Source organism: Nocardiopsis sp. Huas11 (assembly GCF_003634495.1).
Classification (GTDB): domain Bacteria; phylum Actinomycetota; class Actinomycetes; order Streptosporangiales; family Streptosporangiaceae; genus Nocardiopsis.
Genome location: NZ_RBKY01000001.1, coordinates 4,385,971 through 4,411,667, shown reverse-complemented (window position 1 = coordinate 4,411,667; position 25,697 = coordinate 4,385,971). Strand labels below are relative to the sequence as shown.

Below are 25,697 nucleotides of genomic sequence, written 5' to 3'. Positions count from 1 at the left end.
TCCATCGTGGCCCGCGTCGGCCGCCGGCGCCACCGTGGCCCGGCGGCCGACGCGGGAGGGGTCAGCGCCGGACGAGGTCGCGGACGTTGACCACGAACAGGACCACGACGACGATGGCGATCGGGACGGAGATCGTGATGCGCCAGTCGGCGATGAAGGCGGCCACCACCCCCACGATCAGGCCCACCACCACCGCGAGCACCGCGAGCCCGGTGAGGAACTGCAGGAACTTGCGCCGGGCGATGGAGTCGACCGCCGCGAAGGCCACGACGACGCCGAGCATGGCGTACAGCGTGAACTGCCGGTCCAGCAGGAACAGGGGCAGCGCCAGGGAGATCAGCAGCAGCGGGGTGCTCAGGGCCACCCACAGGTGCAGGAAGCGCGTGGAACGCTGCTCACCCGAGGCGTAGGGAAGGTGGGGCGCGCGCAGGTGCGCGGTCGGCGGGGCCACCATCGGCGTGCCCGAGGCCAGCGCCCGCAGGTGGGTGTCGCGCTCGTCCGCGGTGAGCACGCGCTCCTCGTAGACCTGCGCGAGTTCCATCTCCAGTTCGTCGATGCGCTCGGAGTACTCACGGGCCCGGGGGCGGGACTGGGCCTCGCGCTCCAGGACCATCCGGGCGGCGTCCAGGCGGCGCAGGTGGTCGCGGCGGCTGATGACGTCGGCGTCGAGTTCGCGGATGCGCTCCTCCAGGCCCTGCACGTGCGAGCGCAGCTCGGCGCGCGCGGTGGCCTCGGTGGGCGCGACCTTCTGCAGTCCCACCCAGGCCAGCGGGTCGGCCCAGGAGCGGCGGATACTGCCGTCGCGCTCGTAGCGGGGCCCGCTGGGGGCGCGCTCGCCGTCGAAGAAGTCGCGGGTGTCGCGACCCCAGAGTCCGCGGAAGCCGCGCAGCCAGGGGGTGTCGTCGTCGATGAGGACGGCGTTCCACTCGCGGTCGCCGCCCGGGCCCAGGCGTTCGCCGTCGCCGCGGGCGTAGTCGACGAAGGGCACGCCGATGCCGTGCCGCAGGATGGCGCTGTCGGCGCGGAAGATGCGCTGGCTCATGCGCCGCCAGGCGCGGACGAGGCCGCGCAGGACCGCGGGGTCGACCTGGATAAGGTAGTCGCCGGGCAGCATCTGGTGCGAGTGCGATCCGGCGCCGACGTAGATCACGGGGTGGTCGCCCTGCTTGTGCAGGTCGGGGTCCTCCCAGGAGCGGCGCAGGTCGTCACCGTGGTACTCGTGCGAGGACGCGCCGACCCAGACCGGCCGGGTGGTGCCGTCGGGGTTCTCCACGGCGTAGACGGTGACGCGCTCCCAGTCGGCCTCGTGGTCGTTCACGCCGCCGTAGATGGTCCGCCAGTCGTTCATGGCGTAGAAGAACCAGTACTGGAGGATGAGGTAGCCGCCCTCGCGGGTGACCCGGCCGTAGTAGGTGGCGGCGCCGTTGTCCACGCGCTCGCGGTAGCGGGTCACCGCGGCGAAGGTGACGCCGCCGGGGACCGCGCCGCGGATGAGCAGCGAGATCTTCATGAGGATGTCCAGGACGCGGCCCAGGACGCCGACGGCGGCCAGGCGGCCGCTCTTGGGGATCACCGAGCGGGACATGCCCTTGAAGCGCCGTGCCTCCTCGCGCAGCGTCTCCTCCTGGACGAAGCGCAGGTGCTTGTGCCGGTGCGGCCATTCCTCCTCCGCCCCGGCGAGGCGGTCGAGATCGAGTTCGCCGGCGGGGACGATGACGCGTTCTCCCCCGCCGGGTTCCTCGATCCACAGGCTGCAGTTGCGTACGTAGGCGTCCACGTCGGCGGGGAGGAAGAGCTCCCCCTTCGTGCACATGAGCACGGGTTCGTGGGCGCGCAGGAGTTCGAGGTCAGATGTGGCGGCCATGATTCGCACCAAGCTAGTGCATTCGGGGGCGGGTTCGGGACCGGGGTTTGCCCTGCTCAGGACCTGTAACGGGGCGCCATGTGGGCGAATTCGCTGCTCAGAACCCCTGTCGAGTCGCGTCGGCGCGAGGAACAGGCGGTCCGTGCGCCGGCCGCCCGCCGTGGATGTGACTCACGGCACAGGGCGGGACCGTGCGGCGGGGCCGGGCGACCGGCCCTCACCGTTCTCTGAAGGCGGCTGGGACTCGTCCTGGGGCTCGAGACGGGCCTCCTCGGCCCTGACCCGGGCCTGGGTCTCGTTCCAGGCCTCGTCCTCGCGCCAACCGAGGTCGGTCAGTTCGGCGACGCGGACGAAGAAGGGATCCGACGGCGTCGGTTTCTTCCCTTTCGCCATTCCTGGACCACCTCCTCAGCCTCTCGCGCTGCGCCACGATCGCAGTGAAGCACATGACGCGGCCCGCGGACGGGACGGCCCCCGGGGACCCGTTCGGATGGATCCCCGGTGACAAGGTGGCCGGGGGCGGCGCGCGGACCTCACCGGCGTCGGCCCGCGAGGGGCGCACCGCCCTCGACCGGCGCGTGCGCGCGCCGCGCGGCGCCGTCGAGGAGGTCGCCGCCGACCAGGACGGGGCCCGGCTCCGGGGCGCGGCCCTGCGAGCCGGGTTCACCGCCTTCCGCGCGCTCGGCGCCCGGGTCCTCCCGCACCACCGGGCGGGCGCTGTCGCCGCGGGTGGCTCCCACCCCCGCGACCACCACCAGCGCCATACCGGCGATCTGCACCAGGGCGGGCGACTGGCCGATGATGACCAGGCCCATGATGAGGCTGACCCCGGGCTCCATGCTGGAGAACGTGCTGTAGGCGGTGCGGCTCATCCGCTGCAGCGCCACCATCTCCAGCAGGAACGGCACCATCGGGAAGAGCAGGGCGATCCCGAGGGTGAACAGGATCAGGTCCAGGTCGGGCGCGGCGAACGCGGCGGGCGCGCCCAGGGGCGCGGAGACCAGGGCGCCGACGGTCATCGTCAGGGCCAGGCCGTGGACGGCGGAGAACCCGGCACCGACCTTCTGGGTGAGGACGATGTAGGCGACCACGCACACGGCGCCCGCCAGGGCGAAGCCGACGCCCACCAGGTCGAGTTCGCCGAGCCAGGGGCGGGTGAGGCAGACCACGCCCACCACGGCGGCCAGGATCCACACGAGTTCGCGGCGGCGGCGCATGGCGGCGACGGCCACCACGAGCGTGCCGAGGAACTCGATGGAGGTCGCGGTGCCGAGCTCGATCCGCGCCGTCGCCTCGGAATAGAACAGCATCATCCCCGCGCTCGCTGTGCCCAGGATCACCACGGAGCCCAGCTCGCGCCGGCTCGCGGCGCGCACCGCCCGCCACAGCGAGGGCCCGCCCAGGGCCAACAGGAGCAGCGCGGCCCAGGTGAGCCGCAGCCACGTGACCGTGGCGGGGCTGGCGTGGGCGAAGGCGGTGACCGCCAGCGCGCTGCCGGTGTGCAGGGTGAACATGCCGATGAGCAGCATGACGGGCGCCGGTACCCGGTTGGGGGCACGGCGCAGCGAGGGAGTCAGGGAGCGGATCACCCGACCATTGGACCCACGCGTTTCGTTTCTGTCCACGGACCATTGGTTGATGGACCGTGTAGTTTTGGTGGATGGATTTCACCCGGCTCCGGCTCCTGGTCGAACTCGACCGCCTCGGCACGATGGTGGCAGTGTCCGAGGTCACAGGGATGAGCACGTCGGCCGTCTCGAAACACTTCGCGGTCCTGGAGAAGGAGGCCCGCGTCCCACTGATCGTCCCCGACGGGCGGCGGGTGCGGCTGACCCCGGCCGGCCGGCGCCTGGCCGAGCACGCCGTGGACATCCTCGCGCGGGTGGAGCAGGCCCAGGCGGAGTTCGACGGCGAGGGGGAGCCCGTCGGGCGCGTGGACCTGGTGATGTACACGAGCGCGGCCCCCGTGGTGCTGCCCGCGCTGCGCCGGCTGCGCGAGGACCATCCCGGCATCGACATCCGTCTGACCGAGCACGAGTCGGACCAGGCGCTCACGCTCCTGCAGGACGGCGGTGCCGATCTGGGGATCGTCTACCAGTACAGTATTCTCCCCCGAGATTTTCCGGGAACACTGTCTGTTCACCCAGTGGGCACGGAGGGTCTCCTCTTGGCCCAGCCCTCCGCGGACGGCGACAGCCGCACACTGACCCGGCGCAAGCTCCGCGAGTTCTCCGACGCCTCCTGGATCGCCAGTCCTTTCCGGGGCGACGAGGAGGCGCTGATCCGGCGCATGTGCGCCGACGCCGGGTTCATCCCGCGCATCGCGCACCGCATCGACAACCTGCGGTTGTTCGAGGACCTGGTCGCGGCGCGCTCCGGCGTGGGCGTGGTGCCGCGGCTGACGGCGGAGACCCGGCGCGGCGTGGCGCACGCGCCGCTGGGCGAGGTGGGCGGGGCGCGCCAGGTCTACCTGGCCGGGCGCACCGGCACCTGGGCCTGGCGCCCCATCCGCCTGGTGGCCCGCTACCTGCACGAGTCCGCCACGGGCATCCTGGACGACGTCCCGCCCCTGGACCTGGAGTAGCGGCCCCGCCGCTGTCAGGGCGTCCTCTTGGGGCGCCAGGTCCTGCCGCGGCCGGCCTTCCTGGGTTTGCCGGGCAGCGGTCGGCTGGACGTGCCATCGTCCTGCTCCGCCTCGCCCGGCGCGCTCTGGGCCTGGGTCTGGGTCTGGGCCTGGGTCTGAGTCTGGGCTTGGGTCGTGGAGGCGGGCGCGCCCGTGCCGGATTCCTGCCGCCGGGGCTTGCCCGCGCCCTCCGAACGCTTCGTGCCACTCGATCCCTTCGCCGGAGCGGACACTTCCTGGGCGGTGGACTGCGTGGTCGGTTCCCGCCACGGGGACGGACCCGCGTCCACTCGCCGCGCGGATGTGCCCTGGCGCGCCGCGCCCGCCCGCCGGGACGCCCGTGATCCGCGTGCGGGTCCGGCGGGGGTGACGGGCTCCTGGGCAGGGGTGGACGCCCGCTCCCGCGTGAGGTCGGCCGGTGCGGGCGAAGGCGCCGACACGGCGCTCTCGGACGCCTCCGGCGGTTCGGCCTCGGACGAACGCACGGGGCCGCCCACGGCCTCGGACGAGGGCTCAGGGGCCGGCGTGAGTACGTCGGCGGCCTCACTGGTGCTGTTCACGGCTGCCGGCGCGGACTCGGGGGCCGCGTGCGGCGCAGAGCGATCTATGGGCCCGGGCGCCGACGCGGAAATGTCCTCCTCGGGCTCGGGCTCACACTCGTTCGCGGTCTCGTGGGGGGCCTCGGTCTCCTCTGTCGCCTTGGAGGCGAGTGCCTCCTCACCGGGTGCGCAAACGTCTTCCCCGAGCGCGGGTTCGGACTCACGACCGTCCGTGTTTTCGTGAGGGGCCCCGGTCTCCGCTGTCGCGGCGGGTGTGGACGCAGCCACGGCCCCGTCGGCGGCCTCGCTCGCCTCCGGAGGCACGGAGTCGGAAGCGTGCCGGGAACCGGCCTCGGGCTCCGAGCCGGTTCCGGCGGTCGGCGGGCCGGTCGCGCCGAGCTCGGGCACGCCCTCCCAGAAGGCGTTCTGCTCGGAACCGTCGTCCTCGACCAGGGAGTCCCAGAACCCGGACAGAGCCACCACCTCGGCGGCCGTCCGACGCGGCGCGGGCTCCGGGACGGCTTCGGCCGCCTCGGGCCGCTCGTCCTCCTCCGGGGGCCGTGTGTCCGTGTCCGCTACGGGCCGGGAGTGGCGGTGGGCGCGGATCGCCCGCAGCACCTCGTCGCTGTCGCTCCCCGGCCAGGAGTGGTGGAAGATCGGCGCCAGCGGAGTGCTGGTCTCGGTGATCAGGCCGTCCTCCTCGACCACGCAGCTCCCGCCGAGCGGCCACCGTCCGAGCAGGACCGCGCTGATTCCGCGGTGCTGCCCGTGCAGCAGCAGCGCCGACAGCGCCAGTTCGTGCTCCGGGTCGGGCCGTGCGACCAGGACCAGCGGTGCGGGCTCGTCCGTGCTCAGCGCCTCGTCGGAGACCTCGTGCAGCTCGCGCTGGAGCACCGCCAGCGCCTCCGGCATCCCCGCGACCATACGGACTGGCTCGCAGGGGTGCTCGCCGAGCAGGTCCCGACCCCGCTCACCGATGAGCCACCCGGTGTCCGCCTCGGTGATCACCACGCGAGCGACACCCGCATCCGAGGTGACGAGCGCGTTGACCAGCAGTCGGCGGGCCGCGCCCTTCATGCCCGCGCCCGTCAGGCCGATCCCCGGCACGTGTCCCAGTTCGACGCTCACACGGTCGTCGATCTCGTCCTGGGGCGTGGGACGGGGAGGTACGGGCGGCAGGGCGAGCCGGGGCTGCGTCCGCCGACGCGGCAGCGACAGGACCGCCCGGGGCAGGCGCACGCCTCCGCGCGCCAGGACGTAGCCGCCGAGCACGCCCGCGAACGCCGCGGAGACGGTGACCGCGTGGTCGGGCACCTCCATCACGATGACGCGTTCGGGCTCCTCCTCCCCGCTCCGCTGCGACGAGGACGCGAGCGCGACCTGCTCCTCGGCCTCCGTGTCCCCTGTGGCATCGCCCCCGTCCGCCGCGCCGGGCTCGGCCGCGACATCCTCCTGCGCCGTGTCCCCGGGTTCCTCGGCGCCGGCGGGCGGCTGTTCCGGGGGCCCCGTGCGGACCGTGTAGACGAGTTCGACCCTGCGCTGGTCCGCGTGGTCCCCCTCGCGCTGCTCACTCGAACCGGCGCCCTCGACGTCCGTCCGCGGGGGCCGGTCGCCGAGTTCGGCGGCGAGGTGGTCGGCGACCGCCTGTGCCCTGCGCTCGGAGAGCTCCAGGTTGGTCTGGGCGCCCCCCGTCGGGTCGGTGTGCCCGGTGACCAGCACGGGCACGTCCGGGGCGCCGAACTCGCGCAGCAGATCGACCACCGGCGCCAGGTCCGCGCGCATCCCCTCGGTCAGCTCCGCCGACCCGGTCGCGAACCCCGCGACGACGCGCTCGCGTTCGACGGCGCGCGGCGCCTCCTCCGCGTCCGGTGCGGCGTCCCCCTCCCCTGCGGTCTCCTGGTCCCCGGCCTCGTCCGCACCGGCGACGGTGTCGGCCAGGGCGTAGGTCGGCGCGAGGGCGCTCGCCCCGACGGCGGTGGCCGCGACGACCTGCAACGGGCCCAGCGGCCGCAGCAGGCCGGTGGTCCCGCGCACGCGCGCCACGCCCTCCACCACGAGCCCCGCCAGGTACAGGCCCCACAGGGCCCACAGGACGACGATCAGGAGCGCGGTGCCCAGCCCGGGCGGCAGCCGCAGGCCGCGCAGGTGGACCAGGGTGCCCGACCACGACAGGTCGAGGTCCGGCCACACCAGGTGCCACACGAGCAGGTAGGGAATCCCGAGCAGGACCACCGCCGCGAGGGCGACCGCGCTCGGCTTGCGAATTCGTGACATGGCCGCCTCACTGAACGTCTAGGGGGTGGGCTGCGTGTACGGGCGGGCGCTGGCGGTGGACTCGGTCGTGGTGGTGCCCACGGGCAGCAGGGTGAAGGTGTAGGGGACCTGGGCCGTCACGGTCACGGTGTCGCCGTCCACGCTGACACTGCCCGTGGCACCGGAGGCGGAGAGGAAGCCCTGGGCGGCGGCGGCAGCGGCGGCGGGGTCCAGCCGCACCGTGTCCCCGCCCTCGCGGTAGGACGCCCAGTCCAACTGCTGCGTCCCCACCCGCGCGGCCTCCTGGGAGATCGTCAGGGCCTGGGTGTGGCTGCGCAGCAGGCCCCCGCCGTCGAAGACCAGTCCGAGGCAGAACACGAACGCGGTGGTCATGACGACGACGAACGCCGTCGCCTGGCCGTCGTCGGATCGGACGTCTCTCACGGCTGCCCCCGGAAGGTGTCCACGGCCACGGTCGAGCTGCCCTGGACCGTGACGTTGCCGGGCACGCCGAGCCCGGACAGGTCGTCCAGGCCGACCCGGCAGTCCAGGACCGCCGTCACGGCTCCGCCCGGTTGGAGGCCGCCGTGGTCGAGGGCCAGGGTGTGGTCCGAGCACGTCAGACCGGAGGCCGCCAGACTCCGTTCGGCGATGCCCCGCGCGCCGGCCTCGGCCGCGGGGACGGACCGCTCCAGGGAGGCGGCGCGCGCGGCGGCGTGGGCGGCCTCGTCTGCGATCGCACCGGCGCCGATCACACGCCCGGTGAGGATCACCAGCAGGGCGAAGCCGATCATCATCGGGGTGAGCAGGGCCAGCTCCACCGACGCCGCGCCCCGGTCGTCCTCGTACGGCTTTCTCACGGTTGAGCTCCCGTCTGCGGCTCCGGTGGCACGAACCGCTCCACCGGCACGGACAGCTCCTGACGCACCGGCCAGGTCAGTCCGGGGAGGAGCGAGTTGACGCGCGCCTCCACCACCGCCCGGACCTCGGTCTCGCCGCGTTCGACGGTGACCGTGCGCTCCACCAGCAGCGAGCCGCCGAGTTCGTCGGCGACGGCCTCGGCACCGGCCTGGGCGCCCGCACCGTCGGCGGTGCGGGCGGCCTCAGCGGACTGGCGTGCGATGGCCGCGGCCACGTGGTCGCCGTGCATCCACAGCGCCGTCTGGATGACGAACAGCATCAGGAACAGGAGCAGCGGGGTGGCGACGGCGAGTTCGGCGCTGCCCTGGTCGTCGTCGGAAGAGGCCATCGCTCAGAGAGTGATGTTCTGGGCGTACGTCGTCACGGTCGTGGAGATGAAGCCCACCGCGACGATGGCCATCGCCACCAGCAGGGCGATCACCACGACCGTCTCGGTCGAGTAGCCGCCATCGTCCTTCGGCAGGCCGAGACGGATGCGGAGGAATTCGGTGAGGCGCTTCATCAGGGGATCTCCTGGATGGATCGAGGACGGGTTCACAGGCTGAAGAGGACGTGGCTCAGGGCCGGGTAGCCGAGCAGGACGAGGAAGCCGGCGAAGAGCAGGACGACCGGCAGGCTCATCCGTTCGGTGTCCGACTGGGCGTCGGCGTCCAGGTCGGAGAGGAACTGTGTGCGCAGGGTCTTGGCCTTGGCGGCGAGCGAGGAGCGGATGCGCGCCCCGTCGGCGCCCGCGAGCTGCAGGCTCGCGGCGAGTTCGTCGAACTCGGGGGTGTCGTAGCGCTCCCCGAGGTCGCGCAGCGCCGTCCAGGGCGGCCGGCGCCGCAGGGCCGCGTCGCGCAGGGCCTCGCGGATGCGGACCATGGCCCACCCGTCGCCCGCGGAGCCCGCGTCGGTCAGGGCGCCGTTGACGCCCGCGCCCCCGGCGAGGGAGACCACGACGAGGTCGGCGAACGCGGCCAGGGTGTGCCGCATGCGCTCGCGGCGCTTGCGCGCCTCGTCCCGCAGGGACAGGTCGGGTGCGAACCAGACGACGAGCGCGAAGAGGCCCCACCCCAGGGCGGCGTAACCGGCGGGCAGGGCCACGCCCGACGCGCCCAGGAGCAGACCCAGCAGGGGCGGCACCGTGACCGCTAGGAGCGCTCCCGTGGCCTTCTCCGCGAGGAAGGCCGCCGGATCGCGTTCGCACACCGCCAGGTCGCGCAGGGTGCGGGTCCGTGGCAGGCCGAGCCCGGCCAGCAGCGGCACCCCCAGCGCCCCCAGGCGCGCGAGCACGCCGGTGCTCGCCTCGCGGACCGGAGCCGGCGGGGCGGGCGGGCGCGCGGCGAGGCGCTCGGCGAGCGTGGGCCCGGCGAAGCGCACGGCCAGCAGCAGCCACAGGCCCAGTCCGATGAGGGCTCCGGCCACGGCGGCCGGCAGGATCGAGTCGGGCATCACGCCGCCACTTCCGTCTCACGGGGTACGCCCGCGGAGAGCACGCGGGGGCCGAGCTTGGGCCGCGACAGCCGGACCAGCCAGGCCAGCGCGGCCGCCCACAGGGCACCGATGACGGCGAGCACGGACTGACCGAGGACGCCGTCGAAGGGGTCGAGGTAGTCGGGGCTGAACAGCAGCATGGCCACGGCCATCCCCAGGGTCACCCCGATGATGATGCGGGTGGAGGTGCGCACGCGCGCACGCGCGGCCGCCGCGCGCACCAGCATGGCCGCCTGTTCGCGCGCGGCCTCGGCGAGGCTGCCCAGGAGGACGCCCAGGTCGGTGGCGTGCCGTGAGGTCGCGCTGCTCAGCGCCGCCGCGACCAGGTCCGCGGTGGGGTTGTCGACGTCGTCGGCGAACCGCCGCAGCGCGGTCTGGGGCGGTGTGCCCTGGCGCAGGGCGTCGGTGAGGCGCACGACGTCGGCGCGCACCGGTTCGGGGGCGATGGGGACGGTGGCGGCGATGGCCTGGTGGAGCCCGGCCGCGCCCGCCATCAGGTCGCGCAGCATCTCCGTCCACGCCGCGACCGCCTCGATCCCGGCCACCTGCCGTTCGTGGTGGCGGTCGGGTCCGAGCATCAGAGGAGCCCACCAGGCACCGGCCGCGAGCAGGACTCCGGCGACGGGCCACCCGGTGGCGAACCAGGCGAGGAGGCCCGCGCCCACCGAGACGGCCAGGCGCACGGGCCGGTGCCGGTCGGTCAGCGCGGCGCGCAGGCGCGGGGGGCGCGCCCCGTCCCGGGGTGGGAACAGGGAGACCAGGGCGAGCCACACGCCCGCCCCGGCGAAGGCGCCGCACATGGCGACGAGCAGGGTCGCGGTCACGAGAGCGCTCCCCCCACGCTCACGTCGGCGTGCAGCAGGGCGGCGTCGAACCCCGCGTCGACCAGGGCGTCCAGGGTGTCGGGGCTGGGCGGCGCCGCGGGCAGGCGCTCCCCGGTGCGGGCCCGGCGGTAGATCTCGTTGGAGACGACGTTCTGTCCCTCCGCCCCCACGACCTCGCGGACGCTGGTCACGCGGCGCCCGCCGGTCGGGACGGCCGAGACGTGCACGACCAGGTGGACGGCCGCCGCCACCAGGGAGGCGGTGGCCTCCAGGGGCAGGCGCTCGGCCGACTGCGCGGCGTAGGCGCCCAGTTTGGTGAAGGCGCCCGAGGAGTCGGCGGCGTGCAGGGTGGTGAGGCTGCCGTCGTTGCCCTGGCTCATCGCGTTGAGCAGGGGCACGGTCTCCTGCCCGCGCGTCTCCCCGACGATGACCCGGTCGGGGGACATGCGCAGGGCGGCGCGCACGAGGTCGGCGATGGTGATCTCGCCGACGCCCTCGACGTTGGCGGGGCGGGCCTGGAGGGCGACGCAGTCGGGGTGGGCGTCGGTGTCGCGGTCCAGCCCGAGCTCGAAGACGTCCTCGATGGTGACGAGGCGTTCGGTGGTGGGGATCTCCGAGGCCAGGGCCCGCAGCAGGGTGGTCTTGCCCGCGCCGGTTCCGCCGGTGATGACGGTGTTGCGGCGGGCGAGTACGGCGGCGCGCAGCAGCCGGACCAGGAAGGGGTCGAGGGTGCCCAGTTTGCGCAGCCGTTCGAGGGAGGTGCGGCTGTGGCGGTGGCGGCGGATCGACACGGCCGGCTGGCGGGCGACCTCCATGACGGCGTTGAGCCGCTCGCCGCCGGGCATCGGCATGTCCAGGATCGGGGCGCCGGGGTCGAAGCGGCGCTCGCCGGTGGCCGACTCGGCGGCGATCCGCCGGACCAGGGCGATGAGGTTCTCCGGGTCGTCGAACAGCGGCGGCCGCTGCTCGCGGCGCCCGTCGGCGTAGCGCACCCAGACGCGGGAGCCGTTGACGTTGATGTTCTCGATCTCGGGGTCGTCGAGCAGCGGTTGGAGGGGGCCCAGGCCGCAGACCTGGGCGATGGCGCGGCGGGAGATGCCCGCCTCGGTGGCCGGGGAGAGGACGGGCCGGCCCTCGGACAGCGCCTCGCTGGCGGCCTCGTCGAGGATGCGCGCGATGACGCGTTCGGCCTCGCGCCGGTAGTCGGCGGCACCGATCTCGGTGTTCTCGCGCAGCAGCTCGCTGAGTCGGCGGGTGGCCTCGGCGGCCGTCCACTCCACCCACTCGTCCTCGCGTTCGGTGACGCCGGGGTCGAGTTCGAGGGGCTGGGTGGGGTTCTTCTCGAACATCTCGTCGATCCTGCTCATACAGCGACCTCCGTGTGCTCGCGCGGCGATACCGCCGCGTCCTGGACGAGTGCGTGGGACAGCGACGCCGCCGCGCGGAAGAGGGGTCGGCGCTCGGGACGGCGCAGGCCCTTCTCACCGCGGAGGAAGGCGGCGCTCCCCCGGTCCTCGGGGAGTCGGCCCCACACGGGTACGCCCACGGCCTCGGCGATCTCGGCGGTGGAGCCCCGGCCGCCGGTGATGACGGTCCGCAGCCCCGGCAGGGTCTCGAAGAGGTAGGCCGCCGACTCCTGGACCCGGCGCAGCTGGGCCAGGTCGTCCCGGGCCAGCAGGAGCGCGGTGTCGGCGTGGGCGGCCAGGTGCGCGGTGGCGGTGCGGGGAGCGAGCCGACCGAGGTCGAGGACGGTCACGGCCCCGGGTGCGGCGGCGAGCGAGGCGGTGTTCTGGGCGAGCAGCCGGACGGCCCCGTCCGCGCGGTCGGGCGAGGGCGGCGCGGGGCAGACAGGGAGCCCGCCGGGGAGGGTCTGGGCGTGGTCGGCGGGGCCCGCCCCGTGCCCGCCGTCCGCCCCGTGGCGCAGTGCGGCCGCGAGGTCGGTCAGTCCCGGCGAGGTCTGGAGCGTGCGCCAGGCGCCGATGTCGCCGCCCGAGGCGTCGGCCTCGACCAGGACGGCGCCGGAGTCCTCGGGCCATACCGCGGCCAGGGCCATGGCGGCCAGGGTGACGCCGGGGGCGCCGCCGAGCGAGAACAGGGCCACGGTTCTGGTCATCAGGCGCCTCCCCTGGGCGGGACCTGGACGACGGCGACGCTCTCGGTCGCGGCGGCGGAGGAGATCCGGGCGGCGTCCAGGGCGGCGACGGCGAGTTCGACGATCACCGAGCCGTCGGTGGCGGAGGGCTCCACGCTCTCGACCCGGGCGGGGTAGGCCTCGGCCCCGCCGTCCTCGGCCGCGCCGTCCTCGGCGATCAGCACGACGGACACCGCCGAGCCGGCCTGGAGGGAGGAGGGGTAGCGGCCTGGTGGGAGAGCGGCGCCCACGACCGCTTCCTCGGCGGCCGGGTAGGCCGCGTCGGGTCCGAGCGCCGTGGCGGCCAGGACGGAGCCGTCGGCCACGGGGACGGTCAGCGGACGGCCGATGACCTGCTCCAGCTCCTGCTCCCCGATGACGGAGACCCCGTCGGCCACGGTGAGCCGGACGACCCTGAGGTCGCCGGCGCCCACCACGTGCCCGGCGGGCAGGTCGCCCTCGGCCACCAGGACCCCCTGGCGCTGGTCGAGCCGTTCGACGGCGGTGACGCCCGCCAGGGCGCCGGTCGTGGCCAGGGCCAGGCCCAGGACCAGCCAGCGCCATCGCCGCGGCCCGCTGCCCAGGAGCCGGACCGGCGGCGCCGGGCTGGGTCGGGTGCGGCTCGTCGGGCCGGTGCTTGTGCCCACCATGTCGTCTCCAGTGCCTTCCACGGTCAGCGGCCGGAGCCGGAGACCAGTCCTTGTGCTTCCTCGACCGTGACGGCGACCTCGGAGGACGTCGCGGCGGTGTCGAGCGTGCCGTTCGTTCCGTCGGAGAACTCCCAGGCGACCTCCCAGTTGATGGCCGCGGTGACGGTGTAGGCGCCGTCGTCCTGGCCGATGGAGGCCCGGGTGTAGACGTGGCCGCAGTCGGGCGACTCGGCCTCGGGGTCGTGGACGGCCGGGTCGTACGGGGTGCCCGGCCCCTCACAGACGATCTCCGTGCCGTCGCCCATGGTCCAGTGGGTCCCGGAGGGGGTCGCGGTGATCGACAGCGACCAGCCGGGGATCTCGGCCGTGGCGACCGCGTCGGCCCAGTCCTCCTCCTCGACCCACAGCCAGACCGGCGTGTGGACGAGCACGAGGCCGTCGGGGTCGGGCGAGGTGCTGATGCGCGGCGCGGGGAGTTCGAAGGAGGCGATGGACTCCTGGATGAGGGTCACGGGGTCGGTGGGCGGTTCGCCCTCGCCGTCGTAGTCGACCGCGTCCCAGTCGATCTCGTCCCAGGGGATCGAGTCCCAGTCGACCTCGTTCTCCCAGTCGATCGCGTTCCAGTCGACCGAGTCGTAGGGTCCGGGCTCGGCGGTCCCTGACCCCGTTCCCCCGGAACCCGGGGCACCGGGGGTGCCGGGGGTGCCGGGGGTGCCGCCCTGTGTCTGCCACCAGCGGAGCAGGACCGCGCACCCGGGGCCGCCGGTGCTCCCGCACTCGACCTGGCCGAGGAACGACGAAGGGTCGGCGGCGGCCGGGGGCGGGACGGTCAGCACGACCGCCATGACCGTGATTGCGGCCGTACCTGTGCGTTTCAGCATGTTCCGGGCTCCCAGATCCGAAGGTCGGACACGCGCCAGGCGAGTCCGTCGTGAACAAGGCCGGCGTCCACCCGTCGCGGTTCCGCGGACGCGGACTGCGCGGACAGGCGCCAGGAGGAGTCGTCGAGGCAGTCGGTGACCTGTGCGCTGCCGGAGGACTCGATCAGCACCTCGGGGTCCAGCACGGGCTCACCGGAGACGTCGCCTCCGGTCTGGCGCGCGTCCCGCAGCGCCTGGGTCATGAGGGCCAGGGCCCCGTCGACCGCGTGGCGTTCGAGCTCGGCGGAGCCGTCGGTCCCGTCGTGGGAAGCGGTGACGACGGCCTCCCACATGCCCGTGTAGGCGGCGAGCGCGGCGGCCTCGTCGTCCGTGGCCTGGGCGGTCGGAGACGGCTCCGGAGCCGGGGGCTCGCCCTCGGCGGTGGTCGCGCACGCGGTGGACAGCAGGAGTGCGACGAGGCATCCCGCGAATGCCGCGTTTCGGGAGGCGGTGGAGACCCTGGATCTCATCACGGTCGCACTCCGTTCGGTGGGGGTTCCGCTGCCGTGGCCTCGGGCGGCGGGGAAGGGGCGGGGGAAGGGGCGGGGTGAAGGCAGCGGCGAGGTGGTCGGCCGGCTCGGGCGGAACGGTTTCGGCCGTGTCCCGCGCCGGGTCCGACCACCGTTCCCGTGGGGCGCGACGGCGGGCCGGCGGGGACGCCGGCCCGTACCGCCGACCTCGCCCGTACAGCGGAGGACGACCCACGGCACGGCCCGGACCTGCGACCACACCCTTGCCAATCATGTGGTCTTTATTGGTTTTGGTTGACTTTATAGCAGGGTTTCACCCTGAGCAAGCCCCTCAGCACCCTCCTCAAACCCTCTGTTCACGGAGATGCGCATGCCATTTCACCAGAGGGCCACCGATCACCGAAGCACACACGAAACCACATGAGGGGCGCGGCGCACGGCGGTTCTTCCGGAGCCTGCGACCGCCGAGGGTGATCCGTGGCCGCCGGAGCCGGGGCGCCCGGCCCGCCTCGCCTCGGCGGGACGCTCGCGATCCGTCGCTCAGGCCCGCAGCAGCCGCAGGACGCGGGTACCCAGGCGCGCCGCGGAGTCGGGAGCCAGACCCGTGTCGGTGATGAGGCAGTCGATGTCACCCAGGTGGGCGAAGCGGGACATGTGGTCGTGGTCGACACGGGTGTGGTCGGCCAGGGCCACGACGGTGCGCGCGGCGTCCATGAGCGCCCGCTTGCTCCGCCCCTGGACGGGGTCGGTGCTGGTCAGGCCGCGGTCGAAGGAGACACCGGCCGGGACGACGAAGGCGACGTCGGCATGGAGGCCTTCCAGTTCCCGACTGGTGGCCAGGGCTGCTCCCGCCCTGCGATCGAGGCGTCCGCCGATCAGGTGCACGGTGAGGTCGGTGCGCGCGGCCAGGACCGAGGCCACTGACAGCGAGTTGGTCACGACCGTGTAGCCGTGGTGGAGCGGCAGGCGGGCGGCGAGGCACTCGGTGACCGTGCCCGCGTCCAGGACCACCACCCCGCCCTCGGGAAGTTCGGCGAGCGCGGCCTGGGCGATCCGCTCCTCCTCGGCCGCCATGCCCCGCTGTCGCACCGGAGCCGGGGGCGCTCCGTCGAGGGCCACGCTCCGCTCCACCTTGGGTCCGCGTACGACGGCGCCACGGGTACGAGCTCGAGCGGGCATGCCAGCCTCCCATTCATCCCTCGACCGGAAAACCGGCACCACCGGTCAATAGGGAGTCTTTATGGTGAACAAATAATTAATGCAGGATTGCAGCTGCTGAATCAGCGCCAAACTTCTACCACGATCCGCGAAGCGCGCACAATGACGGGCAGTGTGATCTACATTTCCGAGGACGTGAACGAGGCACAAACAGCAGACATCTGCACTGGTCAGAGGCTACCTTGGTCGTCGCATTCACCGGAAACCCGAACTGCGCGGGAAAAAGGCTTCATCAGCCGTTCCATATCCTGGCGCAGCGGTGCTATTTTCGTCCGGCCTGGAGCCCTGGGCCTGTAACCGACGCATGGGCCGACGAGCGTGGGCGGATTCGTGTCGGCGTTGTGGTGCGCGGCGGGAACCGGCCCTGGAGGTGACCCCGCATGCCCCTCGACCACGACATGAACAACACCGCCAGATACACCCTGGCCACCCTCACCGGCATCGTCATGCCCTCCGCCGACCCCCGCGCCCTACGCACCACCGCCGACCTCTACGAAACCACCGGCACCCAGATCACCCACCAACTCACCGAGATCCTCACCCACATCCGCCGCAAGGTGCGCACCGACTTCTCCGGACAAGCCGCCGACTACTTCGACCGCTCCGTCGCCCAGTTCACCACCGGAGACAACGACTACATCGGCAAAGCCGGCCAGATCGCCGCCGACATGGGCCGCGAACTACGCAAAGCCGCAGCCAACGCCGAATACATGGCCATGATGGTCATCGGCCAACTCGTCCAACTCCTCATCGAGATCGCCTGGGCCATCGCCTCCGCCTACTGGACCTTCGGCGCCTCACTGAAGATGATCCCCGTCTTCAAAGCCATCCGCAGCCTCCTCATCCGCCGCATCCTGTCCTGGTTCCTCCTCACCGTCCCCGGCCACCAGATCATCAGCCAAATCTTCGCGAGCCTGGACAGCATCATCCAACGCATCCAGATCGCCAACGGCACCCGCACCGAATGGGACCACGACATGACCAAGATGGCGCACCTGGGCGCCGTCATCGAAGGACTCCTCTCCGCCGGCCTCTCAGCCGGAGCCGAAACCATCCTCTCCAACCAGATCCGCACCCTCATCCGCACCAACCTCGACGACCTCAAACACCTCCCCGACCCACCCCCCAACACCCCACCCAAACCCGACCCACCACCAGTCAAAACCACACCCGAACCAACCCCCACACCCACACCGGATCCGGTTCCCACACCAACCCCCAAACCCGAACCGAGCTCCACACCAGGACCCGGGTCAGGACTCAACGACGACATCGCAGACGTACTTGCCCGCCACACCGACGAGATGGCCACCCCCTACAGCCCCAACGACGTCCCCGGCATCGGCAGCTGGGCCAACACCACCAACCGCGACCAACTCCGCGAAGACTTCGCCGACCTCTTCCAACGCCAGTTCGGCCACACCCTGGGCGATGCTCAAGCCCGCAACCTCGGCCGCGACTACGCCGACACCCTCGCCAGACACTGGACCCACCCCGACCTGACCACCCACCTGCACAAAACCCTGGGCAACGCACTCCCACCCGCCCTACGCCACCACCTCGCCGACACCGTCCCCACCGCCCTCACCAAAGACCTCAAGGGGTTCCACACCAAAGCCAGCACCCAAGCACAAAACCTCGGCCTGGGCGCCGCCAGCGGAGCCACCGAAGGCTACGTCGGCGAAGGCCTCACCAACGAGATCTTCGGCCAAGGATGGAAAGCCTCCGGATTCTCCGCCACCGCAGGCGCCTCCCAAGCCACCACACAAACCCTCGCCACCAACACCGCGATCACCGGCATCGACTCCCTCCGCGGCGGACCCGACCTCCCACCACCCCCCACCACACCCCCACCCACCACCAACAACACCCCTGAGACGAACTCGCACACCGCCCCGACCGAGACCGGGAGCGCCGAGGGGAACGGATCGGAAGGCGGTGGCGGTCGGAGCGGGAACGACGAGTCCGACCGCGATCCGGCGGAGGACTCGCGGGACACGGGCGGGTCAGAGGGCGGCCGAGGTGGCAACGCCGGTCGGCCTGACGGCGATTCGGGTGAGAGTTCGCAGGACGCGGGCCGGCCCCAGGGTTCGGGCAGCGAGAGCGGTGACGAGAGCCGTTCCAGTCCAGAGGGCGAAAGCCGCCCCGAGGGCGTCGACGGCGACGCTCCGCCTACCGACAACCCGTATGTCAGCAGCTTCACCGAAGAGCTCGCCAGCGGCACGCAATCCGCCTCCGCACCGGACGGAGCGTCCGAGCAGGGCGCGGTTCGATCGAACCCGCAGCCGGTGGGCGGGCAGGACGCGACACCTTCGCAAGGCTCGGACCGGAGCACCGGGCAGCAGCCCGACGGGCGTTCGACTACCAGCGAGGACGACGTCGCACAGCCACCGCTCGGCGATCAGGGCCCCACAGGCCTCGGCTCCTCGCAGCCGCCTGACTCCCCGGAACCGACACGTTCCGCGGACCCCGACCAGGGCGCCGGGCAGCAACCCGACGGGCGGCCGACGCCCGCAGAGAACGACACCGCGCGGCGGCCGGATGACGCCCGGAATTCCGTCCGCCAGGGCGATGCCCAGCCTCTGGTCTCCGCGGACCCCGCCCGTCCGGAAGGCTCGGACCAGGAGGCGGAGCAGCAGCCTGGCAGCCAGCCGCCTCCCCCCGCAAGCGACTCCACACGGCGGCAGGACTCCGTCGACCAAGGGGCCGATCAGCAGTCCGGCCACCAGCCGGTTTCCTCCGAAGACGGTCCCACACAGCGGCCGGAAGGCGATCCGGCCTCCGACGGCACTGGCACACCCGGGTCAGCCCCGGTGGACCGACCCGGCGGCCCGGAGACCGCGTCGCCTGCTCGCGAGGACACCAGCGCGCCCGCCGAGACCGACAGCGATCGGAGTGCCGACTCGGACGTCGACTGGCCCCTCGGCGACCTCTACGACACCCCCGAACCCACCAACACCACACACCCCTGGACACCACCCCCCTTCGACCTCCTCCAACCCAAAAACCCCCTCCTCAACGGACTCGGCTCCCTCGACCCCAAAACCGACCTCCCCCACCCCACCTCCCACCTGCCCTGGCCACCCGAAACCCTCCAGATCTTCGCGCTGCACGAGATCGACGCCCCCGCAATCCCACTCCAGACGTTGAACCCCGGACAAGGGATCAGCGGCACCGCGCTCGACCTTTCGGCTCCGACCACCGGTCAGGGAACCGTCCCCTCCCAAGGAACTCCCGGTGCCGGGCAGGACCGGCCGGACGACCGGTCCGACTCCGGCAGGGGAGGGTCGCCCTCCGGTCGACCGGCGGTCCGGGACGTGCCCGGCCCGGAGTCCCACGAGAACCCGGAGCGACCGCACCCGCCGAAGGCGACTCCGCCCCCACGGACCCAGACCCCCGGGGCGGGTGAAGGTGCGACCGGCGGCCTCGCGACCCCACCGCGGCCGGAGCCTTCCGACACGACGGACGCCGACCCGAGGCCGCCCGCACCGCGAACCGGCGCCGATGCCCTGGACGAGTCCGGCACCTCACAGCACCGCCCCGACACCACGTCGGGCTCGAACCAGCCTGGGGACCAGCACGCGGAGAACCGCCCCGACACCGGGTCCGCCCCCGACCAGCGAACCGGGGACGACCCCGCCCCCGTGCCGGAGGACCCCCCGCCACCGCCGCCCGAAGCCACGCCTCCACCACCCGAGAGCACGCCCGCCCCGCCCGAGGCGCCGCCCCTGCCACCCGAGGCCCCGCCCGCTCCACAGCAGCGCACGTACCAGGGGACCCTCCTCCCGGACCGCTCCGGCACGCCCCATGACCTGGGCTATCTGCTGGACTCCAGCCTGACGCCCGCCGACATGGTCATCGCCGAGCACCTGCGGTCGTTCGTCGACGGCGCCGCCACGGGCACGCCGGACGGCCTCGACGCGACCGCACGCGCCGACCTGCGCGCGCAGGTGGAGGCCCAGACGGGCCGGGACATGGGCGTCTTCTTCCAGGAGGGCGGACACCCCTTCACGGTCACCGGTGACGACGGCCACCCCCGACGGGTCGACGTGTCGCTGCGCCCCTCGACCGGCGACTTCTTCCATGTGCCGACGAGCCCGGCGAGCGACTCCAAGGACTCCAAGCTCAAGACGACGGACACCGTCGGCGAGCCGGTCTCCAGCGAAGCCGCCGGAACGCACGGCGCGGAGCAGACCGTCAACCTGAGCTTCCTGGTCAGTCCGCTGCACGTGGCTTCGGTCGGCGGTACCGGCATCGGCCCACGGGTGAGCCTGCGCGTCTTCTTCGGCACCCGCGTGCGGACCACGGGACAGTCCACCTCCGACTCCACCGACCTGCCCTCCAACGTCGAACTCAAGGGCAGACCGGAGGTCTACGTGGCCGACCTGGACATGTCCCTGCGGATCGCCCCAGCCACCGGCGGGGAGGCGGGCGTCGACGGGGCCGCGGCCGGCGCCCCGCGCACCGTGACCGCGCGGACGGACAACGGACTGGTGCTGGTGGTCCCCGGCGGCGTCGTCCCCGGCGAGGGCCCGGAGACCATCCGGGTGTACGACCCCTTCGCCCCGCAGGGGGACGGTCAGGGTGAGGGCCCGGACGCGGGGACCGACACGGGTCAGGGCGATGGGCGCGACGCGGGCGGTGGCGACCGCAGGCCCCTCGATCCGCGGGCGGGCCAGGGACACCCGATCAAGGTCGGCCCCATCGACCTCGCCGGCGACGGCCCGCCCCGGCCGCTGGCCGACTGGGTCAACGACCACCTCACCCGCGCCGACGCTCCACCGCGCACACGGGACACGGTGCGGGACCGGCTGACACCATCGTTCCTGGACAGGCGTGCCCGGCGTCGCGAACAGATCCGCCAGGACACCGCGCGGGACCTCTCCCCCGACGCCCTGCGCAACCGGCTGCCCAGGATGACCAACGCCCCCGTGCCGTTCGAGTTCACCGACATCTCCGGAGACCGCCGCGTCATGACCATGTGGTCGGTGCCCACCGACTACACGCGCAAGGGCCACTCCCCCTCCGTCGAGGGCAACAACAAGGCCAATATCAAGGGCAATGTGTCCGACAAGGGGGTCAAGACGACCCTGAGGAAGGACGACACCGCCGGGTTCGGCCTCGGCGCCGGGATGGCCGCCGACGTCCCGGGCCAGTCGTCGGTGCGCGTCGAGGCTCCCTTCGTCGAGTACTCCCTGAACCACCAGACCAATGACCAGGAGTCCCGGTCCGTCTCCGGGTCGGTCAACCGGACGACCCACGGCGCGACCCCGTCCGCCGCCTACGACGTCCGGCGCAACTACTACGTGCGCTTCGACGGCGAGCCGCAGGTGTACCGGTTCACCGGCGACACCGTCGAGATCCTCACCGTGGAGGACGCCCGGATCATCAACGGGGAGGAGCCGCCCGCGCCACGGGCCGAGCGGGACACCCCGCAGAACCCGGGGGGCGAGGCGGCCGCCACCACCGCCACCGCCCCGGCCGGGGAACGGCGGCCGCCGTTCCCGAACCTGGCGGCCCCGCGTCCGACGGACTTCACCGGGGCGGTCCCGCGCACGTTCAGCCTGCCGGACGGCAGCCGGTTCCAGGGCGCGGACGGGACGCCGAGGCGGGGCGTCTACGACGCGTTGGCCCACCAGGTGTTGAGCGGTCTGGCGCGGCGGCGCCCGGGACTCGTCCTGCCGGACCTGTCCAACTCGAAGAAGGACTACGCGCGGCGTCCGCGGTCGGACCAGGAGGCGTCGGGCTACTTCGACCGCTCTCCCCGTGAGCACCGCCCGCTGCGGCGCGACCACGACATCGCCCGGTACAACACGCTCCAGATCCTGAGAACGATCTCCGAGTCCTCCTTCCGGGGCGGACTCAACGACCTCGGCGGCCACGAGGGGCTCCCCGTCGACCTGATCGAGCCGGCGTCGATCAACCCGGGCTCCCTGTTCAGGGGGGACGAGAAGCTCCTACGGCCGAAGTTCGTCCGGGTGCGGATCTTCGCCGACTTCGACCGGTTGGAGTACGCGCGGCCCACCGTGCGCGGCACCGGCGGCGAGTTCGGCGGCTCCGCGGGCCGCTCCACCGACACCGGCTCGCAGAACCGCCACACGCTGGCCACGCGTGTCGGGTTCTACGCCCGGCCGACCGACGCCAACGACGTCCACGGCCAGCCGCCGCTGGCGGGCACGCCCTCGGTCACGGTGCCGATCAGCCGCACGACGCATGAGAGCCGGGGCCAGGGATTCTCGCACGGGGTCAACGACATCGTCTTCTTCCCGGAGGGCTCCGACGTCTGGCACTCGCAGGCGACCTTCCACGCCCGGTTGTACGAGTTCGACGACATCGGCCTGGTCCGCGGCCAGGCGCCCCCGCTGCGGGAGCGGGGCCTGCCCCTGCTCGACACCGGCTTCCCGACCCGGCTGACCCTGGAGACCCCGCCGGGCCGCCCTGACCAGGGCACCGGCGACGCACCGGACGCCACCCCCGTCCTCTCCGACCTCCGGCCGCTCCCGACCGCCGAGGCGGAGAGCGTCATCAGAGGCAACACCACCCCCGACCCGGCCGCCGTCCACCGGCGCCGTGACCCCTGGCGCTGGGGCCGGTCCGCGCCTGGCGCCCGGCCCGGTGGACCGGGCACCGTCGCGACCGACCACACCGGCGATACCGGCGATACCGGCGAAGTCCCGGCGCCGACGACCACGTCCACGACCACGCCTGCCTCCGCGACCGCCACCGCCCCTCCGTCCGCACCCGCGTCCGCACCGACGACCACGACAACGTCCACGAGCTCGTCTGCAACCACCCCTCCGTCCGCACCCGCGCCGACGACCGCACCCGCACCCCGGACCAGGGGCGAGCGACGAGCCGAACAGATCCGGGACCTGCCCACCACCGTGCAGCGCTCCAGCACCCGGTTCCGTGTCCAGAGCGAGGACGGACGGGTCCGGACCACCAGCCTTCTGGACGAGACCTACGAGGGCTTCTCCGCCGTCAAGCGCCGCTTCGACCTGCACGACGGCTACCGGCGCAAGCTGGAGCACTTCCTCGTCCGCGGCGGGGGCCACGGCCGGCTCTTCCCGGACGCGCTCTCCTCGGAGGTGCTCTCCTCCTCCCCCAACGGCAGCCGTGTCCGCGCGGACATGAGCGGCGGTCTGTGGTCGCCCCACGACGTGCGCGCCACGGTGTCGACGGAACTGGACGTCACCTCCATCGACAGGTTCGAGCAGTCCGACGCGATGATCGAACGGGGCGGCACGACCAGCGCCGACCTGTCCGTCAGCACGGGCCGGACCTGGGCTGCCCACGTCGTCGTCGGGGGCCGGGTACGCGTCAACGACAACCCCCGCCCCGACCAGGGACCGAACCCCGACCGGCCGCTCACCTACGGCGACGGGCTGCGGCCCATCGGCGTGATCGGCCCCCAGGTCTCGCAGAGCCTGTTCAACAACGCGCGCTGGCACAAGACCGCCGAAAAGTACGCCGAGGCCACCGCCTTCTCCTCCAAACTGCCGATGGCGTACTCCTTCACGGGCTCGGGGACCGTCCGGCAGGCCATGGAGTTCCTCAAGAACTGGAGCGTCGGGCCGACCATCCCCTGGAGCGCACAGTTCCGCGGCTGGACCGCCAACATCTCCGACCTGGTCACGGGCCTGGTGCACGTCCGCGACGCCCATCAGGCGGGGCTCGTGGACGACCGGGTCGTCGAACGGGACGGCGAACTCGTGCGGGAGCCGCAGCCCGAGCCGGCCAAGCCCGAGGGCGTGCGCGTACGCCCCGGTCTGGAGGACACGGGCCGGCGGGTGCGGCCCGCCGATTCCGGACCCGCGCTTCGGGCACTCGTGGACGACCTCGCCTCCCAGGGCTGGGAGCTCACCGCGGGAAGCCGGGAGGGCCTGCTGCACGCCCTGGACTCGAACCTGGGCAACGCGACCGACACGTCGGTTCCGCTGCCGGTCAGGATCCGCCCCATCGACCACTCGATCGGCCACCTCAACTCCCCGACCACGGCGCCGCCCGCCGTGGACGCCACGGTCCGTGTCCGGCTCGACCTCACCCGGCCGTCCGTGGAGTACCTGGGCGGCTCCAACGAGTTCAAGTTCCGGCAGACCTGGCGGCAGGCGGAGTCGGAGAGCCGCTCGAAGGCCGACACCACCGAGGCCGGTCTCCTGGGCGGTGTGCGGCAGCCGCTGCCCTACCCGGGCGACGACCAGCCCTCCCAGCAGAGCCCGGAGAGCCGCCCCCACCTGCTCGTTCCCACACTCGGCGTCGCGGAGTCGAACACCCGGTCCCACGGATCGACCGAACAGGAGTCGCGGTCGCGCAGGCTCGACCTGTCCGTCGACACCCCCTACGCCAAGCTGAGCCACGACAGCCGGTTGAACCTCGAACTGGAGATCTCCGACCGCCAACCGCTGCTCACCAGGGCTCTGGGCGAGCAGCCCGGCAGCGGGGAGCGCCGGAACTTCGGCGGCAGCGGAGACGGCGGCCGGGTGGACACCCTCTATCCGATCTCCTACCTCGACTTCGCGGACACCACCGTGCCCGGGGACGCCGAGACACCGCACCCTCCGCGCACCTCATCCCACGACGAACGCAAGGACACGGCACCGCTCCGGAGCACCCCGTTCAACGGGGACCACGCATTCGCTGCACCGGACATGATGCGCCAGTTGGTCCCAGGCCCACCACAGCGACCGGCGCCCCCGCTTCGCGGACGGACTCGTCGTCCCCGCCGCGATCGACGACCACGGACAGCAGGTCCGCGACACCGCCCACATCGTGGTGGCCAGGTCGCTGGGCTGGTCCCCTCCGCCGGACGCCGTCCGAGACGGCCGGTACACGCCCGAGGCGCTGCGCGCGGCCCGCGACCACAACGCGGCCGCGCTCGGGTTTCGGTTCCCGGTACAACGCCCTCGACCAGGCCCTGGGGCACCTGGCGCTCAAGGCCCTCCACCCGGAGCCGTGGACCGGGGAGACCGAGCTTCCCCGGATGGGCCGGACCACCTGAGGCGTCCGGGGCCCTGCCCGACCCGGCCTCGGCGCGCATCCTCGACGTCGCGCCGAGCGGCCGGATCACCGACTCCGGCATCGAGGGGAACTCGTCCGCGTCGGACCGTCGCGCACGGGACCTCCCGGACCACGGGAGCCGAGGCCATCGCTTCCGACGCACCGAGCAGCCCGGCGTGCCTCCCGACCCCCGCACCGGGATCTTACCACGGCGGCGCGGGAGGCGCGGGAAGGCGCGAAGTCGGGGGGCGCGTCGGCCAGGGCGTGACGCGCAGCTTCCGCCCACTCCCAGCGCACCCGGATCGGCCCCCTCCTGCTGGTGGAGTTCGACACCACGTGGGGCATCGGCGCCAGGTCGGAGCTGCGCGACTCCGCCTTCTCCCGGGCCGCGGGCTACGTCGGGGACAAAGGTGCGCGGACTGTTCGGCCGTCCCCCCGCCGGGCCCGCCCGCTGGGCAGCTCGGGACACCACGACCAGGACGACCGCGTGGGTCACCAGGGCGACGCCGTCCGCATGGGGATCATGAGCCAGGCCGAAGCCGACGGGATGGCCGGGGTCCGCAAAGCGGCTGGAGGACGCGCAGAAGGAGCTGAACAGTGCCGAGAAGAAGTACCTGGAGGCGCGACTGCCCCTGGAGTTCGGCGCGGCGGAGTACGCGGCCGCGCCGGGACGACGCGGGACTCAGGGCCCGTACAGCGATCTGGAGGGCACCTACGAGACGCGGCGCGCGGCGTTCGAGCAGCGCAGGACTCCTGGGTGGAGGCGCTGAAACGCGGTGCGCGACGCGGCGCGGAACCGGACCGCCACCGACGC

At 73.0% G+C, this 25,697-nt stretch carries 18 protein-coding genes; 2 read left to right on the top strand and 16 right to left on the bottom strand.

From position 1 onward, the window contains the following. Positions 1-61 precede the first annotated feature (61 nt). From DFP74_RS19900 to DFP74_RS19890, 3 genes are all read right to left on the bottom strand, one after another. A complete protein-coding gene (locus DFP74_RS19900; RefSeq protein WP_121183620.1) occupies positions 62-1,864 on the bottom strand; it encodes a hypothetical protein in 1,803 nt (600 codons plus the stop codon). A 171-nt stretch (positions 1,865-2,035) separates the two neighbouring features. Beyond that, entirely contained in the window at positions 2,036-2,257 is a 222-nt protein-coding gene (locus DFP74_RS19895) for a hypothetical protein (RefSeq protein WP_121183618.1), read from the bottom strand. 140 nt (positions 2,258-2,397) lie between these two features. Beyond that, complete coding sequence (locus DFP74_RS19890) at positions 2,398-3,453, bottom strand: DMT family transporter (RefSeq protein ID WP_121183616.1); 1,056 nt, start codon at positions 3,451-3,453, stop codon at positions 2,398-2,400. A 71-nt stretch (positions 3,454-3,524) separates the two neighbouring features. On the opposite strand from DFP74_RS19890, the gene DFP74_RS19885 reads away from it, so the two are divergent. After that, the gene (locus DFP74_RS19885; protein WP_121183614.1) at positions 3,525-4,448 is read left to right on the top strand and encodes a LysR family transcriptional regulator; all 924 of its coding nucleotides are present in this window, start codon (positions 3,525-3,527) and stop codon (positions 4,446-4,448) included. Positions 4,449-4,462: 14 nt separating this feature from the next. On the opposite strand, the gene DFP74_RS19880 is transcribed toward DFP74_RS19885, so the two are convergent. The 13 genes from DFP74_RS19880 to DFP74_RS19825 all read right to left on the bottom strand — a co-directional run bounded on the left by DFP74_RS19880 (position 4,463) and on the right by DFP74_RS19825 (position 15,847). Continuing rightward, on the bottom strand, positions 4,463-7,300 hold the full coding sequence (locus tag DFP74_RS19880) for an OmpA family protein (protein WP_121183612.1): 2,838 nt from the start codon (positions 7,298-7,300) through the stop codon (positions 4,463-4,465). An 18-nt stretch (positions 7,301-7,318) separates the two neighbouring features. Further along, complete coding sequence (locus tag DFP74_RS19875; protein WP_233571054.1) at positions 7,319-7,723, bottom strand: pilus assembly protein TadG-related protein; 405 nt, start codon at positions 7,721-7,723, stop codon at positions 7,319-7,321. Next, the gene (locus DFP74_RS19870; RefSeq protein ID WP_255499559.1) at positions 7,720-8,139 is read right to left on the bottom strand and encodes a TadE/TadG family type IV pilus assembly protein; all 420 of its coding nucleotides are present in this window, start codon (positions 8,137-8,139) and stop codon (positions 7,720-7,722) included. The genes DFP74_RS19875 and DFP74_RS19870 overlap by 4 nt, the downstream gene beginning before the upstream one ends. Continuing rightward, positions 8,136-8,528, bottom strand: coding sequence for a TadE family protein (locus DFP74_RS19865; RefSeq protein ID WP_121183611.1), 393 nt, complete (start codon positions 8,526-8,528; stop codon positions 8,136-8,138). The genes DFP74_RS19870 and DFP74_RS19865 overlap by 4 nt, the downstream gene beginning before the upstream one ends. Before the next feature lie 3 nt (positions 8,529-8,531). After that, a complete protein-coding gene (locus DFP74_RS33575; protein WP_158613027.1) occupies positions 8,532-8,702 on the bottom strand; it encodes a hypothetical protein in 171 nt (56 codons plus the stop codon). A gap of 32 nt (positions 8,703-8,734) precedes the next feature. After that, positions 8,735-9,631 carry a type II secretion system F family protein gene (locus DFP74_RS19860; protein ID WP_233571053.1) on the bottom strand — a complete coding sequence of 299 codons (897 nt, stop codon included), beginning with the start codon at positions 9,629-9,631 and terminating at the stop codon, positions 8,735-8,737. After that, positions 9,631-10,473 carry a type II secretion system F family protein gene (locus tag DFP74_RS19855; protein ID WP_121188383.1) on the bottom strand — a complete coding sequence of 281 codons (843 nt, stop codon included), beginning with the start codon at positions 10,471-10,473 and terminating at the stop codon, positions 9,631-9,633. The genes DFP74_RS19860 and DFP74_RS19855 overlap by 1 nt, the downstream gene beginning before the upstream one ends. A gap of 20 nt (positions 10,474-10,493) precedes the next feature. Further along, positions 10,494-11,864 carry a CpaF family protein gene (locus DFP74_RS19850; protein WP_233571052.1) on the bottom strand — a complete coding sequence of 457 codons (1,371 nt, stop codon included), beginning with the start codon at positions 11,862-11,864 and terminating at the stop codon, positions 10,494-10,496. Beyond that, a complete protein-coding gene (locus DFP74_RS19845) occupies positions 11,861-12,610 on the bottom strand; it encodes a hypothetical protein (RefSeq protein ID WP_121183609.1) in 750 nt (249 codons plus the stop codon). Before DFP74_RS19845 ends, DFP74_RS19850 begins: the two co-directional genes overlap by 4 nt. After that, positions 12,610-13,278 carry an SAF domain-containing protein gene (locus tag DFP74_RS19840; protein ID WP_121183607.1) on the bottom strand — a complete coding sequence of 223 codons (669 nt, stop codon included), beginning with the start codon at positions 13,276-13,278 and terminating at the stop codon, positions 12,610-12,612. Before DFP74_RS19840 ends, DFP74_RS19845 begins: the two co-directional genes overlap by 1 nt. 23 nt (positions 13,279-13,301) lie before the next feature. Further along, positions 13,302-14,159, bottom strand: coding sequence for a hypothetical protein (locus DFP74_RS19835; protein WP_121183605.1), 858 nt, complete (start codon positions 14,157-14,159; stop codon positions 13,302-13,304). Next, positions 14,153-14,668 carry a hypothetical protein gene (locus tag DFP74_RS19830; protein ID WP_121183603.1) on the bottom strand — a complete coding sequence of 172 codons (516 nt, stop codon included), beginning with the start codon at positions 14,666-14,668 and terminating at the stop codon, positions 14,153-14,155. Before DFP74_RS19830 ends, DFP74_RS19835 begins: the two co-directional genes overlap by 7 nt. A 540-nt stretch (positions 14,669-15,208) precedes the next feature. Next, entirely contained in the window at positions 15,209-15,847 is a 639-nt protein-coding gene (locus tag DFP74_RS19825; protein ID WP_233571051.1) for a DeoR/GlpR family DNA-binding transcription regulator, read from the bottom strand. Between the two features lie 419 nt (positions 15,848-16,266). Here DFP74_RS19825 and DFP74_RS19820 point away from each other — a divergent pair, with 419 nt between their 5' ends. Continuing rightward, positions 16,267-25,410 carry a hypothetical protein gene (locus tag DFP74_RS19820; protein ID WP_121183599.1) on the top strand — a complete coding sequence of 3,048 codons (9,144 nt, stop codon included), beginning with the start codon at positions 16,267-16,269 and terminating at the stop codon, positions 25,408-25,410. Positions 25,411-25,697: the final 287 nt, after the last annotated feature.